Consider the following 15593-nt stretch of genomic DNA (forward strand, 5'->3'; position numbering starts at 1 on the left):
AGACTTGGGAGAGAGAAAATGACTGACCGCCCCGCCTATGGCTTTGATACCCTGCAAATTCACGCAGGCGCCCGCCCCGATCCGGCGACAGGTGCACGCCAGACACCGATTTACCAAAGCACTTCTTATGTATTTCGCGACGCCGATCACGCCGCTGCTTTGTTCAACCTGCAAGAAGTCGGCTATATCTATTCCCGCCTGACAAACCCCACAATTGCTGTGCTGCAAGAACGTATCGCAACACTAGAAGGCGGCGTTGGCGGGGTTTGCTGTTCGTCAGGTCACGCGGCGCAAATCATGGCGCTGTTCCCGCTGATGGGACCGGGGCTGAATGTTGTTGTCTCTACACGGCTTTATGGCGGGTCCATCACCCAGTTCAGCCAGACCATCAAACGATTCGGCTGGTCCGCAACCTTTGTTGATTTTGACGACACAGACGCCGTGGCCGCTGCCATTGACGAAAACACCCGCGCGGTGTTCTGCGAAAGTATCGCCAACCCCGGTGGCTATGTCACGGATATCCCAGCAATTTCCGCAATCACCGACAAGGCTGGCATTCCGCTGATCGTGGACAACACCTCGGCCACGCCTTACCTGTGCCGCCCGATTGAAATGGGCGCGACACTGGTTGTGCACTCCACCACCAAATACCTGACAGGTTCGGGCACGGTGACAGGGGGCTGCGTTGTAGACAGCGGCAAGTTCGACTGGTCGCAAAATGACAAATTCCCGTCCCTTAGCCAGCCGGAACCCGCCTATCACGGTCTGAAATTCCACGAAACCTTTGGCGAACTGGCCTTCACCTTTCACGGGATTGCCATCGGTCTGCGCGATCTGGGCATGACCATGAACCCGCAAGGCGCCCACTACACATTGGTCGGCATTGAAACCCTGTCCCTGCGCATGGAACGCCATGTGGAAAACGCGGTTGCAGTGGCGCAGTGGCTGGAAAAAGACCCACGGGTTGATTTTGTCACCTACGCGGGGTTGGAGTCATCGCCTTATGCAGATCGGTCGGCGAAACTTTATCCCAAAGGCGCGGGCGCTTTGTTCACCTTTGCCGTGAAGGGCGGCTATGACGCCTGTATCAAACTGGTGGATAGTCTGGAAATTTTCAGCCATGTGGCCAACCTTGGTGATACACGTTCACTGATCATCCACCCTGCTTCGACCACCCACAGACAACTTAGCACCGAACAGCAAGTTGCGGCGGGTGCAGGCCCGAATACGGTGCGCCTGTCCATCGGAATCGAAACCGTCGAAGACATCATCGCCGACCTTGACCAAGCCCTGTCCAAAGCGGCTTCGGCCTAAGATAATGCAGACGTCCATCTGTTGTGGGCGTCTGCACCCAAACCTATCGGCGGGAATCCGCAAAAATCGCCGGAAATCCAATGAATAAAGGCGCTTTACCGCCTTTTTCTTTGTGCCAAAGCGTCACGCCCGCTTGAATTTTATCCAATATGATACGAAATGTCGTTACAGAAGGCGTGAATGCCCAGACATCTGAGTCTGTGCTGCTGATTCTGTATGGTTGAAGCTGTGCGCCAGAAACGGCGAATCCCGCAGGATATTCCAAAGATGGCAAAAAACTGCTACACAATGGGCTTAGCCCGTAACCCCGTAGCATAAGCCGTGACATTGGTTTATCCCCGCTATGGACAGAAAGTATTTGATGATGATGGGTGAAAGCAAACCGAATTTTGCGCTCGACTTATCCAACGAGGGCGTCGCGCTTTGGCATCGGGCCAGTGGCGGGGGCTGGACTGTGTTGGGTCAGGTCGGATTGGACGCGCCTGATTTGCCAGATCAAATCAGGGTGTTGCGCGATCAGGTTGTGAACGGGGCCACAGGCACAGCCCGGTCCCGCCGTACCGTTGTGCGGATTCCCCGATCCGAAGTGATGCTTTCCAAAGTCAGCCTTGGCGTATTCGAAGACGAAGCCGCCGAACGGCACGGGCTGAAACAGATCGAAAAAATCTCACCGCTGCCCATGGAAGAAGTGGCCTATGATCTGGGTGAAAAAGGCTTTGGCAACATGGCCCCTGTGGGCATCGTTGCCCGCCAGACCCTGATCGAAGCGGAAGGTTTTGCCAAAACCCACGGCTTTGACACGATCTATTTCACCACCCAATATTCCGAACGTGATTTTCCCCGTGAGCCCCGTTTCTATCTGACAGATCAGGCGAAATCCGCCCGTCCCTTGTGGTTTGCCCCTTGGGTGGCTGCGGCCTCCATCGGCTTGGCGATCGGGTATTTCGGCTATTCGCAAATGTCCTCTGGCAGCAACGACTATGACACGCCGCCGGCTGTGGCCACGCTGGAACAACCCGTTGATCTGCAAACCGCAACCGCAGCAATTGAAACAGCGCCCGCGCAACAGTCTTCGTTGCAAACATCTGATGTGGCATCTGTAACCGAAGCAGTCGCCACAGAAACCGAATCCGCAGCGGCACTGGCCGAGGCAGAGGACGAAACAACCGCAACGGCCCTCTCGACAGACCAAGCAGAGGCAGAATCCGCGGTACAACTGGCGTTCCAAGACATCGCCCCCAATCTGCCCCCCGTTTTGATCACATTGGATGCACCTCAAACAACGGGCTATCCCGATCTGGCCACCAAAGCCGTACTGCGCAATGTGGCCAGCAAATCTCCGACGATCATCCGCCTGACCACTCAAGAATCCATCTCTCCGACTGTGGTGGATTCTTCGACATTGGTGAAAACCAGCGACCTGCAAATTGCCGACGCCCGCCGCGATCTGCCCGAAGTGGCCGTCAACGACGAGATCGTTGCGATCATCCAGAACGACATGGCGCTGGAAATCCAAACGCCCGCCACCAATGAAGACCCAATCCGTTTGGCCGCGCTGACCCTGCCCGACCAAGGGGTTTTCAATCCGATTGTGCTGGGTGGTCTTCCTGACACCGACACTGATGCAGCCCCCTTGCCTGCAACCGCGCAGGAACCTGCCGAACGCCCTGCGCCACCGCCGTCCTTGGTAAAGGCAGAGCCGGGCACGTTGACCCCCACCGAAAATGGCACGCTTGGGCCCGGTAACATCCTGATTTACAGCGGCAAGCCGCCCACCCCGCCGCGCGAACGTCCGGGGTCGGTTATTCCTGCTGATCCTTTGGCTGGCTTCTCGCCCCGTTTGCGCCCTGACACGTTGAAAGTGCCAACCCCAGTGGTTGAAGAAACCGCGCCCCCCGCCAGTGAGTTGCTGGCCGAGGCCGCGCCCGAGGCACAAAACACGCCGCAAACCATTCTTGATCTGGCCGATCCTGCGATGCGGGCCTTCCGCGCGCCAGCCCGCCCCGAAAGTTTGGACATTCCTGCGCTGGATATTGCGCCCGAAGGCCCACCGACCATCCTTGCTATGGCCGATCCGGAACTGCGCCCGCTGCGTGCCAAAACACGCCCCACAACACTGGCCGTTCCCGTGGCCGAGGCTGTAGTCCCCCCCGCTGCCACGCCAATAGTATCCCCTGCAACGGATGAAGCAGCCGCAGGGGAAACCACGGCAGCTGCGCTGGCACAAACCGACGCGGATGCCCCCCCCGCGCAACCAGAAGCCGTTGAAACCGCTGGAACAACCGCCCCTTCTACAGATGAGATTGCGATCACCGAAGCAGCCAGCCAAGCCGTTGATCAAGTGACCGCTGCCATCGCACAGGATGAGGCGGCAGAGGCCATTCAAAGCGCCTCTGTGCTGTCGCTGGCTGATCCGGCCCTGCGCCCGCTGCGCGCCCACGAACGCCCCACCGATCTGGCCCCTGATCTGGCGGTAGCCGCTGCAAGCGAAACAGAAGCGACAGACGACGAAACAGACGTGGCGCTCAGCACCGATACCCCAACAGATGCCGCCGCTTCTGCGGCACTGTTAGCCCTCGCTGATCCGGCTCTTGCAGGGGTTCGCGCCAAAAACCGCCCCACCAGCCTGCGGGTTCTGACCCCTGTTGAAATCGACGGGTTGGTTGCGTTGGCGGACCCAAGTCTTGCCGGTAAAAAATCCCACTCACGCCCAAGCAGCCTGCGGGTGTTAGCGCCCGAACCCGAGCCTGAAGCCGAAGTTCTGGTCGCATCGATAGAACCGCAAAACACCATTTCCAGTGCCTCGGCTTTTGCGATTGCCAAAAGCCCATCACCCAAATCCCGCCCCTCCCGCTTGGACCGCGTGGTCAAACGTGTTTCGGTGGAACCAAGTGATACGGGTGGCAGAACAAATTCAACCGCCTCTACCCCGCGTGCGGCTGTGGGCACGGTAAAAGCCCCGCCAGAGCCGACCCACACAAATGTGGCCAATGCTGCGGCGGAACGGTCGAACTTCAAGAAATCCCGCATGAGCCTTGTTGGCGTCTTTGGCACCCCCAATGCGCGCCGCGCTTTGGTGCGGATGTCCACCGGACGCTACGTCAAAGTGAAAGCAGGCGACAGCCTGGGCGGCTGGAAAGTGTCAGCGATAGGAGATGATAACTTGCGGATCAAAAAGGGCAGCCGTGACCATGTGTTGAAGATTCCCTAACATCGGATTCACACAACGGCACCTGTTCAAATAAAAAAAGGCCGCTGCGATGAAACGCAGCGGCCTTTTTTTTTGCATAAAGATATTAGTTTAACGCATTGATATTAAAACACAAACCCCACACACCAGAATTCAACAACGTCAGGTCAGCATCAACGCGGCCAGTCCCAAGAAGGCAAAAAAGCCGATCACATCGGTGACTGTGGTCACAAATGCACCCGATGCCAAGGCAGGGTCAATGTTCAGTTTGGTCAGTGCGATCGGGATCAAAATCCCCGCCATGCCTGCTACCAGCAGATTGGCGATCATCGCCAGCCCCAGCACGACGCCCAGCATGGGCGATCCGAACCAGACCAATCCGACAATCCCGATGATCACCGCAAACACCAGACCGTTCAGCAACCCGACCAAAACCTCGCGGCGGATCACGCGCATGGCGTTTGACGAGGTAAGGTCTTTGGTCGCCAGCGCGCGCACCGCCACAGTCAGCGTCTGCGTCCCCGCGTTCCCCCCCATCGACGCCACAATCGGCATCAAAACGGCCAAGGCAACAATCGCTTCAATCGTAGCGGAGAATTGTGAAATCACGATTGACGCCATCACCGCGGTGATCAGGTTCACCCCCAACCACGGAAACCGCTGGCGGGTGGTGTCCAGTACGCTGTCGGTCAGGCTTTCGTCGCCCACACCCGCCATCAGCCTAAAGTCTTCTTCGGTCTCTTCGTCCAGCACCAGCATGGCGTCATCAATGGTGATCACCCCGACCAAACGCCCGACCTCATCCACCACAGGGGCTGATACCATGTGATATTGGTTAAAGGCATAGGCCACATCTTCCTGACTTTGCGTCGCGGGAATGATGTGAAAGTTTTCATCCATAATGGTCGCCAACATCACATCACGCGGGCTGGACATCAGATCGGATAAGGCAACCTTGCCAATAGGTTGCAGCTTGGGGTCAACAATGACCACCATGTAAAATCGGTCGGGCAAATCGGTTTCACTGCGCAGATGGTCAATGGCATCGCCCACCGTCCAATGGTCAGGCGCCATCACCAACTCGCGCTGCATCAGGCGGCCGGCACTTTCTTCTGGGTATTGCAGGGATTGCTCAACCGCGACCCTGTCCGACAGCTCCAACGCCTCTAGGATGCGGGCCTGTTGCGGCTCTTCCAGATCTTCAACCAGATCCACCACATCGTCAGACTCAAGGTCTTTCAACACCGAGGACATCACATCCGCTGGCAATCGGTCGATCAGATCGGCGCGCAGGTTTTCATCCAGCTCTGACAGCACCTCGCCGTCAAATTCCGTTCCCCAAAGGGCCAGCAGGTCATCCCGCTCGGAACCGGAAATCTGTTCCAGAACGTCGGCGATATCGGCTGCGTGAAGCGGTTCAAGCAGTTCGATCAGGCGGGGCTGGTCATTTGCCTCCACGGCCTCAAGAATTGCATCAATCGCCAGCGTATCAAGCGCATAGGCCGTATCCACGGACTCGGGCTCATCATAAGCATTTTCCGGTGTGGTTTGATCCTGCATCGTCGCCCCCTGCTTTTTGCCCTGTTCTACCCCGTCCCCCGATGTGCAACAACCTGAATCCCTGTTGAGCCGCTGGTTTACTTGATCCGACGATCCCTTCTACTGTACGATTTGGATTGAAATGAATTTATTGGCACAAGACAGACGTATGACGGAACACATTCCCCCTAAATTGCAGTTTAACACATTAGAAGAAATGCGCGGCGCGGCGGTGACTTATCACCAAAAGGGCGAACGCGCGGTGGCGCGGGATATTTATCGCGCCTATCTGTCTCGCAATCCCAAAGATGCGGCCATGTGGTCTAATCTGGGCGCGCTGTTTCGGGCGGAAAAGAACTTTCCGCTGGCCGTTGTCTGCCAGCGCCGCGCCCTACAACTTGATCCAGAATCCGACACCGTGTTGAACAATGCGGCGAATGCCCATTTCGATGCGGGGGAACCTGAAAAGGCATTGGACCTGCGCCGTAGAGCCTTGAAAAAGAACCCGGGCCATGCGGAAAACTGGTCCTCTTTGGGGAAATATCTGCGCGCCCTTGGTCGCCACCAAGAAGCCAGGACAGAGCTGGAAAAAGCCCTGAAAGCGCACCCGAACGATCCGGAATTGCACATCCAACTGTCTTTTGCGTTATTGTCTCTTGGGGATTACCAGGGCGGCTTTACCGAATTTGACTGGCGCTGGAAGGGGGATGAGATTTCGTTGCCCGACCTGCCCGTACCCCAGTGGAAAGGGCAGGATTTGACGGGGAAAACCCTGCTGGTCACCCCCGAACAAGGATTTGGCGACACCATCCTGATGGCCCGTTTCCTGAAAGGGGTTCAGGATTTGGGGGCCTCCATCCGCCTGTCGGTCAAACCGCCTTTGCGCCGCGTATTTGACGGGCTGGCGGGGGTGGACAGTTTCGCGCTGACCAACAGCGATATTCAAGGCTGTGATTACTGGTCACCAATGATGGATTTGCCCCGCTATCTGGGCACCACACTGAAAACCCTGCCCGCCCCAACCAAACTGGCAGTGCCCAAGGATTCCACGGACCGCGCCAGCACCATTCTTGCGCCTTACCGTGATACGTTCAACGTGGGCGTGCTTTGGTCGGGATCGGTCACCTACCGCGCCAATCACAAGCGTTCTTTCAGCCACCAACAGTTCTTGCAACTGGCTGATATTGCGGGTGTGCAGATGTTTTCCTTGTACAAGGGGCCGCTGGCGGAGGCGTTTAACAGCGATGGCACCTCTTGCGTCATCCTGGACGCTGCCAGTTCGGATCGGGATTTCGCCGATAGTGCTGCGCTGATTGATCAGCTTGATCTGGTCATCACCATGGACAGCGCCATTGCCCATGTGGCAGGGTCAGTGGGTGCAAAGGTCTGGAACCTCTTGCACTCCGAAGCCTATTGGTTGTACGAACCTTTTAGCGACCACACCCCTTGGTATCCGTCTATGCGTTTGATCCGACAAGAAAAATCCGGAGATTGGGACAGTGTTTTCGCAGGGCTTCACGCAGATTTAGAAAAATTGGTAACACAACATGGATGAAATTCTGACCCCGATTTCCCCCGGCGAATTACTGGATAAGCTGACCATTCTGGCGATCAAACTGGATAAGATCACCGACCCAGAAAAGCTGGCCAATGTAAAAACCGAACATGCCGCACTGTTTGCTGTGGCCGACAAACACATTCCAAAGACCGAGGATATCACCGTCCTGAACATCCGTCTGCTGAACGTAAACCGCGAATTATGGGACATCGAAGACCAAATTCGCGATTGCGAACGGGCTGGTGATTTTGGCGAAACATTCATCCAACTGGCCCGCGCGGTTTATGTGACTAACGACAAACGGGCAGAGTATAAGAAGCAAATCAACCTCACGCTAGGCTCGGTGATAGTCGAAGAAAAGTCCTATGCCGACTACTAAGCTGATCCTCGGCCAGACACTGCGTTTTACCGGCGATCCCTTTGCTATCGGGGTTGAAGCCGCACAGCACATCACCCACGGCGCTGTGGTGATCCGTGACGGCAAGATCGTCGATGTCGGCGCGGCAGACACCCTGCGCACAGCCTATCCACAGGCAGAGGTCACCGATATGGGCGCGGCCCTGTTGATGGCCGGATTTGTGGATTGCCACGTACATTACCCCCAAACCGGCATTATCGCCAGCTGGGGGAAACGGCTGATCGACTGGCTCAACACTTATACGTTCCCCGAGGAACTGCGCTTCAATGACGCCGCATATGCCACTGAAATATCAGAATTATATTGTGATTTGGCGCTTACAAACGGCACCACGACCGCTGCCAGTTATTGCACCATCCACCCCCAAAGCGTCGATGCTTTTTTCACCGCAGCACAAAAACGCGGGATGCGGATGGTGGGGGGTAAAACCTGCATGGATCGCAACGCGCCCGACGGGCTGCGCGACACGGTCCAATCCGCCTATGACGACAGCAAGGCGCTGATTGACCGCTGGCACGGCGTGGATCGGCTGACCTATGCAATCACCCCACGGTTTTCCCCCACATCCACCGATGACCAACTGGCTGCATTGGGCGGATTATGGTCCGAACGCCCTGATTGCCTGATGCAAACCCATCTGTCTGAACAACTCGAGGAAATCGCATGGGTGCGTGACCTTTTCCCCGCTGCCCAAGACTATCTGGGCACCTATGAAGCCCACGGACTGGTGCGCGAAGGCGCGGTTATGGGCCATGCCATTCACCTGACCCCGCGCGAAATAGACCGCATGGCAGAACGCGGCGTCAGCGTTGGCCATTGCCCCACGTCCAACACGTTCATCGGATCAGGCCTGTGTGATGTGACAGGGCTGCACAGCCGCGGAATTCCCGTTGGGCTGGCTACGGATACCGGCGGCGGATCGTCCTTTTCCATGCTGCGCACCATGGCTGCGGCCTATGAAGTGGGCCAATTGCGCGGCACAGCCATGCACCCTGCCCAACTGTTGTATCTTGCCACCGTTGGATCAGCCAAAGCACTGGCGTTGCACGATAAAATCGGCAACCTCACAGCCGGGAATGAGGCCGATCTGATCGCAATCGACCTATCCTCTACCCGCCCGATCGCACAGCGTAGCGCACGGGCGGCGGATATTTGGGAAGCGGTGTTTCCCACCATCATGATGGGCGATGATCGCGCGATTGCAGGCGTTTGGGTCGGCGGCGCTGCGGTCCCGCGCCCCTAACCTGCCAAACGGGCGGCAAGGTGGTTTTGGCGGGTGATTACCGCGCGCAGGTCAACATTCACCATCCGCCTGTTTTGAACCACAGGGCGGCCCTCGACAAACAAATCACGCACGTTGTGAGGGCCGGTCAGCACCAAAGCGGCCACTGGATCCCAGTTGCCCGCAGCGGCCAATCCCTGCATATCCCAGATGGCGAAATCGGCCCGTTTTCCAACCTCAAGCGACCCACAATCCTGACGCCCCAGCACCTGCGCGCCGCCAAGGGTGGCGATTTCCAGGGCTTCACGGGCGGCCATAGCATCAGCGCCGTTTTGGACGCGCTGTAACAACATGGCCTGACGGGCCTCATCCAGCAGATGGCCTGCGTCATTGGACGCCGATCCATCTACGCCCAAGCCCACGCGCACGCCTGCGTCCCGCATCTGGCGCACAGGCGCAATGCCAGACCCAAGGCGGCAGTTCGAACAGGGACAATGGGCAACGCCCGTTCCAGTTCTTGCAAACAAATCAATCTCTTGCGCGTCCATCTTAACGCAGTGCGCATGCCAGACATCCTGTCCCGTCCAGCCCATTTCCTCGGCGTATTGCCCCGGACGGCAGCCGAATTTTTCCTGACTATAGGCCACGTCTTCATCGTTTTCAGCCAGATGGGTGTGCAGCATCACGCCCTTGTCCCGTGCCAGCAAAGCGCTGTCTTTCATCAAGCCTGTACTAACGGAAAACGGCGAGCATGGCGCCATGACTATCCGCACCATAGCCCCGTCTGCGGCATCATGATAGCGGTCCGCCACGCGGATACAATCGTTCAGGATATCTGCCTCGCGCTCGACCAGATGATCGGGTGGAAGGCCGCCGTCGCTCTCACCGATGCTCATAGAGCCACGGGCGGCGTGAAAGCGGATACCGATGGTCTGGGCCGCGTCGATGGCATCGTCCAGCTTTGCGCCATTGGGGAACAGATACTGGTGGTCAGAACTCAGCGCACACCCCGACAGCGCCAGTTCAGCCAGCCCAACTTGGGCCGAGGTGAAAATCTCCTCTGGCCCCATCCGCGCCCAGATCGGATAGAGCGTTTGCAGCCAGCCAAACAACAAAGCATCCTGCCCCCCCGGCACCGCACGGGTCAGGGTTTGGAACAAATGATGATGGGTGTTCACCAACCCCGGCGTGACCACACAGCCCCGTGCATCAACAGTTTGCGCGCCTTGCAAGTTGGGGCCGATTTCCGCCACAACCCCGTTTTCCACGGCCATATCCACATCGCACAATTCGGCCCGCACGGGGTTCATCGTCACCAGATGGCTGATATTTTTGACAATCAAACGTGTCATTCGAAACTCTCCAATCAAAGGTTAATCAACGACACAGGCCATTGATAAGATTGAAAAGTCGGGAAATTGAGGATTAAGGGCTTTAGCATTGGGGATTTCCCCGCAGCTGGCCCACCGCTTACAGATAAACGCTGTTCATAATCTGCGTCTTACTGTCAAACGGCCCCAACAGAACAACTTTCAAATTATAATAATCCACGCGATTTTGCGCTTTGTTTTTCAGCCCCCTAAGGGACCAAATTGATTTTAACGTTTATCAAAGCGAAACGCTACAGGTCAGTTGGCCTTGTAGGATTTTGACGATTTGGTGGCCCGAACCGCGCCCGTGTTTGACACAACTTTACGCAAGCGAAGTTTGTCTTGGACCAAACGACGCGGCACGGTGTTTGTCCAGACCAGCGCCATTTGCGCATCGCCTTCAAACGTCACATCAGAGTCAATTATGTTGTTAACAGTGGGCAGATTGTGGATCGGATCATAGGCTTGCGCCGCTGTGATAGCCTTGAAATTCGTATTGTAAGCTCTGGCGCTGGCATTGGCCGCCGCCGCAGCGTTCAGGCGACGTTGCTGCTGCTGGCGCACCAGATCACCGGGGTGAATAGGCTGCGCGCCAGTTGCAACGCGGCGGACTGTGGCAGGTGCAGTGGCCCCTGTCGGTGCGGACGCTGCTATTGTTGGTCTGGCAAGCCCAGCATTTTCGGCCACTTCCCGTCTGGAGCGAACCAAGTCACCCGGATGCACGGCTTGCGCCCCGCTGATCGCAGTTGGCAGAATCCGGGTGGGGGTCGCTTTGGCCACAGCAACAGGCCTTGCGGGTTGCACCCGAACGGTGGGCTGTTGTGGGGTAACTACAGGCTTGGCGGCAATGGTGCGCGGAGCAACCTTCACGATTTTACGGGTTGGACGCGCCTGCCCTGCAGTTGGACCGTCATCTGGAAGCGACAGATCAACCACTTGAGGGTTGGCTTTGACAGGTTTCGTATTGGCAAGGGCAGCCAGTTGACTGGCTGACAGCGAAGGGCGGTTTTCTTTAGAACAATACACATTGCGCTTACGGTTCACCCGCGGCACCCATGTGACCCGACCGCCAAACCCCGCGCGAATAAAAACGCAGCCGCGGCTGTCCACATATTGTGACGCTGTGAAAGATTCAGGTGGCTGTTCTGCGGGGGCCGTTATCTTGCGCAACGATTGCGCGCTTGCCACGTCTGGCATCGTAAAAAATACTGCAAATCCTGTTGCGACACCTGCCGCTATATTCAAAAAATCTCGCATCTCGGGCCCCCTAGGATACGCACCAAAAGTGCCTTTTTTGGGCCACAATGTAAAGCGTATTTGCCGTTAAAACCCTACATTTCGTAGTTAACAGTCGCGCAACCCCATAATTTTGCGCAGCCCCCTAAAGTGAAATGGTTCAACAATAAGGCACAAGTGACGGAGAACTTGGGATTTTCGCGGTATTTTGATCTGTACAGGCTGGGTGTAATCGAAAGCGGCACGCAGGGTCAGGATTTACCCCAAGAGTCCATTTTTCGATAGATGGTCGACGGAGAAACCGCCAAATGGTTCGCCGCGCGCGGGATTGATCCCTGATACAGCCGGATCGTCAATTCAATCACTGCGCGTTCGATTTCAGCCAAAGATTTACCCTCATTTATGATCCCCTTTAACGCGGTCTCATACAATTCAGGGGCGTCCTGACAGGGTGGGGCAGGCAAATGCCCTTCTCCAGCCCGTTTGCTTTGCAGGGCAGCAGCCCGATCCAGATTGCAGGCCTTTTGAAAAGCTTTGGGCAATGTTTCTGGTTCGATCGTTGATCTGGAACTGTCGCTGGCAATAACTTCAATCAATTCTACCAATTCGGCCATATTGCCGGGCCAGCTATAGCCGTTGAGCATCTCTTTAACGTCGATATTAAGGATAATATCGTGTTTTCCGAGCGCACGGGCCTGCTGGGATAACAGCCCCTGCGCCAGCAAGGCCACGGTAAATGGCCCATTGGTCAGCGGCGGCAGGTCAAGTGAAGCAACGCTTAATCGGTAGAACAAGTCTTCACGCAGAAGGCCCGCTTGCATCGCTTTTTCCGGCTGGGTGGAAGCCCCGCAAATGACCCGTACATCAGCCTGACGGGGCAATCGACGCCGGTCATTCAGCAAACCCGTCTGTAGAAACCACAGCAGTTGCGTCTGAACTTTCAAGGTTAAGTCGCAGATATCGTTCAAGAATAACGTCCCACCATGATACAGAACTTCATCCGATATAAGGTCACTCAGGGACTTGGCCCGATTGGCAGCGCAGTCGATTGCCACAAAGGGATTGCTGCTGTGGGCAGAAAGGTTGTGAAATAGCCGCGCACATTTTTCCTTCATTGTGCCCTTTGGACCTTTGAGCAAAACAGGGGCTTTTGACGGGGCAATCTGGGCAATAAACTGCTTCACCGAGGCATCCAAACAGGGATAAATCTCGTTTATTTCACCAGGGGCAGCTGCTTCTAGCGGAAGCGCCGCATTCAAGCTGGCCAGCGCGTTTTTGACAGTTTGCAGCAATCGCATGCCATCGAACGGTTTTACCAGAAAATCAAACGCCCCCATGCCGATCGCCTCGGCCGCTTGTTTCATCGACCCGCTGGCCGTCGTCACAATCACCCGCGTGCGGGGCATTGCGCCCAGAATGCCAGACATCAACTGATGCACGCCCTGCCCTGTCAGCAGCAAATCCAGCACAACAATTTTATGCCCCCATACCGCGAATTTTCGGGCAGCCTCGGGCAGCTTACGCGCAACATCTACGGAGTATCCCACCTGCGCGAATGTTTCGGCCAAGGCCGCCAGAATTTCCTCATTTTCTTCAACAATTAAAATCCTGTCAGCCATAGCCCTACCTATGACCAGACGAAAAAACAGATATGCAGATATGGACCGTCATTTTGGGCATGATAGCCTTTCAGACCTGTTGGTTTTATCAATAACTTCGCGTTCCACGTGTAATTGTTGCGTATGCTACGCCTTAGAAGTTCATTTCCAAAGAAAAAACTGGGAAATCTTGCGATTTCCCAGTTAGTCACGTGTAATCAAACAGTTTTTATCAGGTTTGCCGGCCATTCAACCTAAGCGGGATAACCCAATTCACGCAGGGCCACCGCAATTTCATCGAGAATCGCGGGGTCGTCTATAGTTGCTGGCAGTTTGAATTCTGCTCCATCAGCTATTTTGACCATGGTTGCCCGCAGAATTTTGCCAGAACGGGTTTTGGGTAGGCGATCCACCACACAGGCCAATTTAAACGCGGCCACGGGACCAATTTTTTCCCGCACCAGTTGTATACATTCTTTTGTGATTTCTGCATGCGGGCGGTTCACACCCGAGCTTAGGCACAGGAATCCCATGGGCAACTGCCCTTTTAACGCATCCGTCACGCCGATCACCGCGCACTCGGCCACATCAGGGTGGCCTGCAAGGATTTCCTCCATCGCGCCAGTGGACAGGCGATGCCCTGCCACATTGATCACATCATCCGTGCGGGCCATAATATAAAGATAGCCGTCTTCGTCTTTTACCCCCGCATCGCCGGTTTCATAATAACCAGGAAACGTGTCGAGATAGGCTTTGCGAAACCGCTCTTCTGCGTTCCACAAGGTCGGCAATGTGCCAGGTGGTAGGGGCAATTTAACGGCAATCGCGCCCAGTTCACCTGTGGGCATTTCATGCCCCTCATCGCTAAGAATACGCACGTCATATCCCGGCAGCGCCACAGTGGGCGAGCCGACTTTGACCGGCAATGCTTCGATTCCCATAGGGTTGCCGACCATAGGAAAGCCGGTTTCCGTTTGCCACCAATGGTCAATCACTGGAATCTTAAGCTGATCCTGCGCCCACAGAATTGTATCAGGATCCGCGCGCTCCCCTGCTAAAAACAGGGTTTCCATGTTCGATAAGTCATACTTTTTCACAAAGTCCCCTTTGGGATCTTCGCGTTTTATCGCGCGGAATGCCGTGGGGGCTGTGAATAAGGCGCGGACTTTATAATCCTGTATGATCCGCCAGAAAGTGCCTGCATCGGGGCTGCCGACGGGCTTGCCTTCAAAGACCACAGTGGTGTTGCCGTGGATTAACGGGCCGTAGCAGATATAGGAATGACCCACGACCCAACCCACATCTGATGCCGCCCAGAACACATCGCCGGGGTCCATGCCGTAGACATTTTTCATGGTCCAGTTCAGGGCAACCAGATGCCCGCCTGTGTGGCGCACTACACCTTTGGGCTGGCCTGTGGTGCCAGAAGTATACAGCACGTAAACTGGATCAGTACCTTTGACCGGTACACAAGGGGCTGGCGTGACGTTGGCTTGCGCCTCATCCCAATCCAGATCACGGCCCGCAATCAGTTTGGCCTGTGCCTGTTCCCGTTGAAAAACGATGCAGGTTTCGGGCTTGTGATCGGCAATTTCGATAGCCTCGTCCAGCAGGGGTTTATACTGGATCACCCGCCCCGGCTCGATCCCGCAACTGCTGGCGATAATGGCTTTGGGGGTGGCATCATTGATACGTGTTGCCAGCTCTGCGGCAGCAAAACCGCCAAAAACCACCGAGTGGATTGCACCGATCCGCGCACAGGCCAGCATGGCGATGATCGCTTCGGGGGTCATCGACATATAGATGATAACGCGGTCGCCCTTGGTGATGCCCTGCTCCAGCAATGCCCCGCCCAGATTGGCGACCTTGACCTGTAATTCGGCAAAAGTGATCTGCGATTTTGCCCCCGTGATCGGGCTGTCGTAAATGATCGCCACCTGATCGGCGCGGCCATTTTCCACGTGACGGTCCACCGCGTTATAACAGGTGTTCACTACCCCGTCGGCAAACCATTCATACAAAGGCGCGTTTTCGTCGCTAAGCGCTTTGGTCGGCGCGACGATCCAGTCGATAGACTTGGCAGCCTCCATCCAGAAGGCCTCGGGGTCTGCTTTCCAGCCCGCGTATACCTCTTTGTATCCCATTGGT

10 protein-coding genes are annotated in these 15593 nt (G+C 56.1%); 5 read left to right on the forward strand and 5 right to left on the reverse strand.

What is annotated here, in order from left to right; genetic code table 11:
- Positions 1 to 18 precede the first annotated feature (18 nt).
- On the forward strand, positions 19 to 1314 hold the full coding sequence (locus GGE09_RS07590; protein ID WP_309745503.1) for an O-acetylhomoserine aminocarboxypropyltransferase/cysteine synthase family protein: 1296 nt from the start codon (positions 19 to 21) through the stop codon (positions 1312 to 1314).
- 343 nt (positions 1315 to 1657) lie between these two features.
- Entirely contained in the window at positions 1658 to 4525 is a 2868-nt protein-coding gene (locus tag GGE09_RS07595; protein WP_309745504.1) for a hypothetical protein, read from the forward strand.
- Between the two features lie 141 nt (positions 4526 to 4666).
- On the opposite strand, the gene mgtE is transcribed toward GGE09_RS07595, so the two are convergent.
- Positions 4667 to 6064, reverse strand: coding sequence for a magnesium transporter (gene mgtE, locus GGE09_RS07600; RefSeq protein ID WP_309745505.1), 1398 nt, complete (start codon positions 6062 to 6064; stop codon positions 4667 to 4669).
- Between the two features lie 148 nt (positions 6065 to 6212).
- Here mgtE and GGE09_RS07605 point away from each other — a divergent pair, with 148 nt between their 5' ends.
- From GGE09_RS07605 to guaD, 3 genes are read left to right on the forward strand one after another with little or no spacing between them, the layout of a single operon-like run.
- Complete coding sequence (locus GGE09_RS07605; RefSeq protein ID WP_309745506.1) at positions 6213 to 7598, forward strand: tetratricopeptide repeat-containing glycosyltransferase family protein; 1386 nt, start codon at positions 6213 to 6215, stop codon at positions 7596 to 7598.
- Complete coding sequence (locus tag GGE09_RS07610) at positions 7591 to 7980, forward strand: DUF6165 family protein (RefSeq protein WP_309745507.1); 390 nt, start codon at positions 7591 to 7593, stop codon at positions 7978 to 7980. Before GGE09_RS07605 ends, GGE09_RS07610 begins: the two co-directional genes overlap by 8 nt.
- Positions 7967 to 9262: a guanine deaminase gene (gene guaD, locus GGE09_RS07615; protein ID WP_309745508.1), complete on the forward strand. Its 1296-nt coding sequence runs from the start codon at positions 7967 to 7969 to the stop codon at positions 9260 to 9262. The genes GGE09_RS07610 and guaD overlap by 14 nt, the downstream gene beginning before the upstream one ends.
- Here guaD and GGE09_RS07620 read toward each other — a convergent pair.
- The 4 genes from GGE09_RS07620 to GGE09_RS07635 all read right to left on the reverse strand — a co-directional run bounded on the left by GGE09_RS07620 (position 9259) and on the right by GGE09_RS07635 (position 15589).
- Positions 9259 to 10593: an 8-oxoguanine deaminase gene (locus GGE09_RS07620; protein WP_309745509.1), complete on the reverse strand. Its 1335-nt coding sequence runs from the start codon at positions 10591 to 10593 to the stop codon at positions 9259 to 9261. The two genes, guaD and GGE09_RS07620, sit on opposite strands and share 4 nt — an antisense overlap.
- 276 nt (positions 10594 to 10869) lie before the next feature.
- Positions 10870 to 11868 (reverse strand): hypothetical protein, encoded by a 999-nt coding sequence (locus tag GGE09_RS07625; RefSeq protein WP_309745510.1) that lies wholly within the window; start codon positions 11866 to 11868, stop codon positions 10870 to 10872.
- Positions 11869 to 12098: 230 nt separating this feature from the next.
- Positions 12099 to 13466 (reverse strand): sigma 54-interacting transcriptional regulator, encoded by a 1368-nt coding sequence (locus tag GGE09_RS07630; RefSeq protein WP_309745511.1) that lies wholly within the window; start codon positions 13464 to 13466, stop codon positions 12099 to 12101.
- A 233-nt stretch (positions 13467 to 13699) separates the two neighbouring features.
- On the reverse strand, positions 13700 to 15589 hold the full coding sequence (locus GGE09_RS07635) for a propionyl-CoA synthetase (RefSeq protein ID WP_309745512.1): 1890 nt from the start codon (positions 15587 to 15589) through the stop codon (positions 13700 to 13702).
- Positions 15590 to 15593: the final 4 nt, after the last annotated feature.

The sequence above is a fragment of the Roseobacter sp. N2S genome, from assembly GCF_031454055.1.
Classification (GTDB): Bacteria; Pseudomonadota; Alphaproteobacteria; order Rhodobacterales; family Rhodobacteraceae; genus Amylibacter.

Excerpts from the sequence above, each read along its gene's own strand:
- GGE09_RS07635 (WP_309745512.1), bottom strand. The coding sequence starts at position 15,589 with ATGGGATACAAAGAGGTATACGCGGGCTGGAAAGCAGACCCCGAGGCC.
- GGE09_RS07620 (WP_309745509.1), bottom strand. The coding sequence starts at position 10,593 with ATGACACGTTTGATTGTCAAAAATATCAGCCATCTGGTGACGATGAAC.
- GGE09_RS07610 (WP_309745507.1), top strand. The coding sequence starts at position 7,591 with ATGGATGAAATTCTGACCCCGATTTCCCCCGGCGAATTACTGGATAAG.
- GGE09_RS07595 (WP_309745504.1), top strand. The coding sequence starts at position 1,658 with ATGGACAGAAAGTATTTGATGATGATGGGTGAAAGCAAACCGAATTTT.
- GGE09_RS07625 (WP_309745510.1), bottom strand. The coding sequence starts at position 11,868 with ATGCGAGATTTTTTGAATATAGCGGCAGGTGTCGCAACAGGATTTGCA.
- GGE09_RS07605 (WP_309745506.1), top strand. The coding sequence starts at position 6,213 with ATGACGGAACACATTCCCCCTAAATTGCAGTTTAACACATTAGAAGAA.
- GGE09_RS07630 (WP_309745511.1), bottom strand. The coding sequence starts at position 13,466 with ATGGCTGACAGGATTTTAATTGTTGAAGAAAATGAGGAAATTCTGGCG.
- guaD (WP_309745508.1), top strand. The coding sequence starts at position 7,967 with ATGCCGACTACTAAGCTGATCCTCGGCCAGACACTGCGTTTTACCGGC.
- mgtE (WP_309745505.1), bottom strand. The coding sequence starts at position 6,064 with ATGCAGGATCAAACCACACCGGAAAATGCTTATGATGAGCCCGAGTCC.
- GGE09_RS07590 (WP_309745503.1), top strand. The coding sequence starts at position 19 with ATGACTGACCGCCCCGCCTATGGCTTTGATACCCTGCAAATTCACGCA.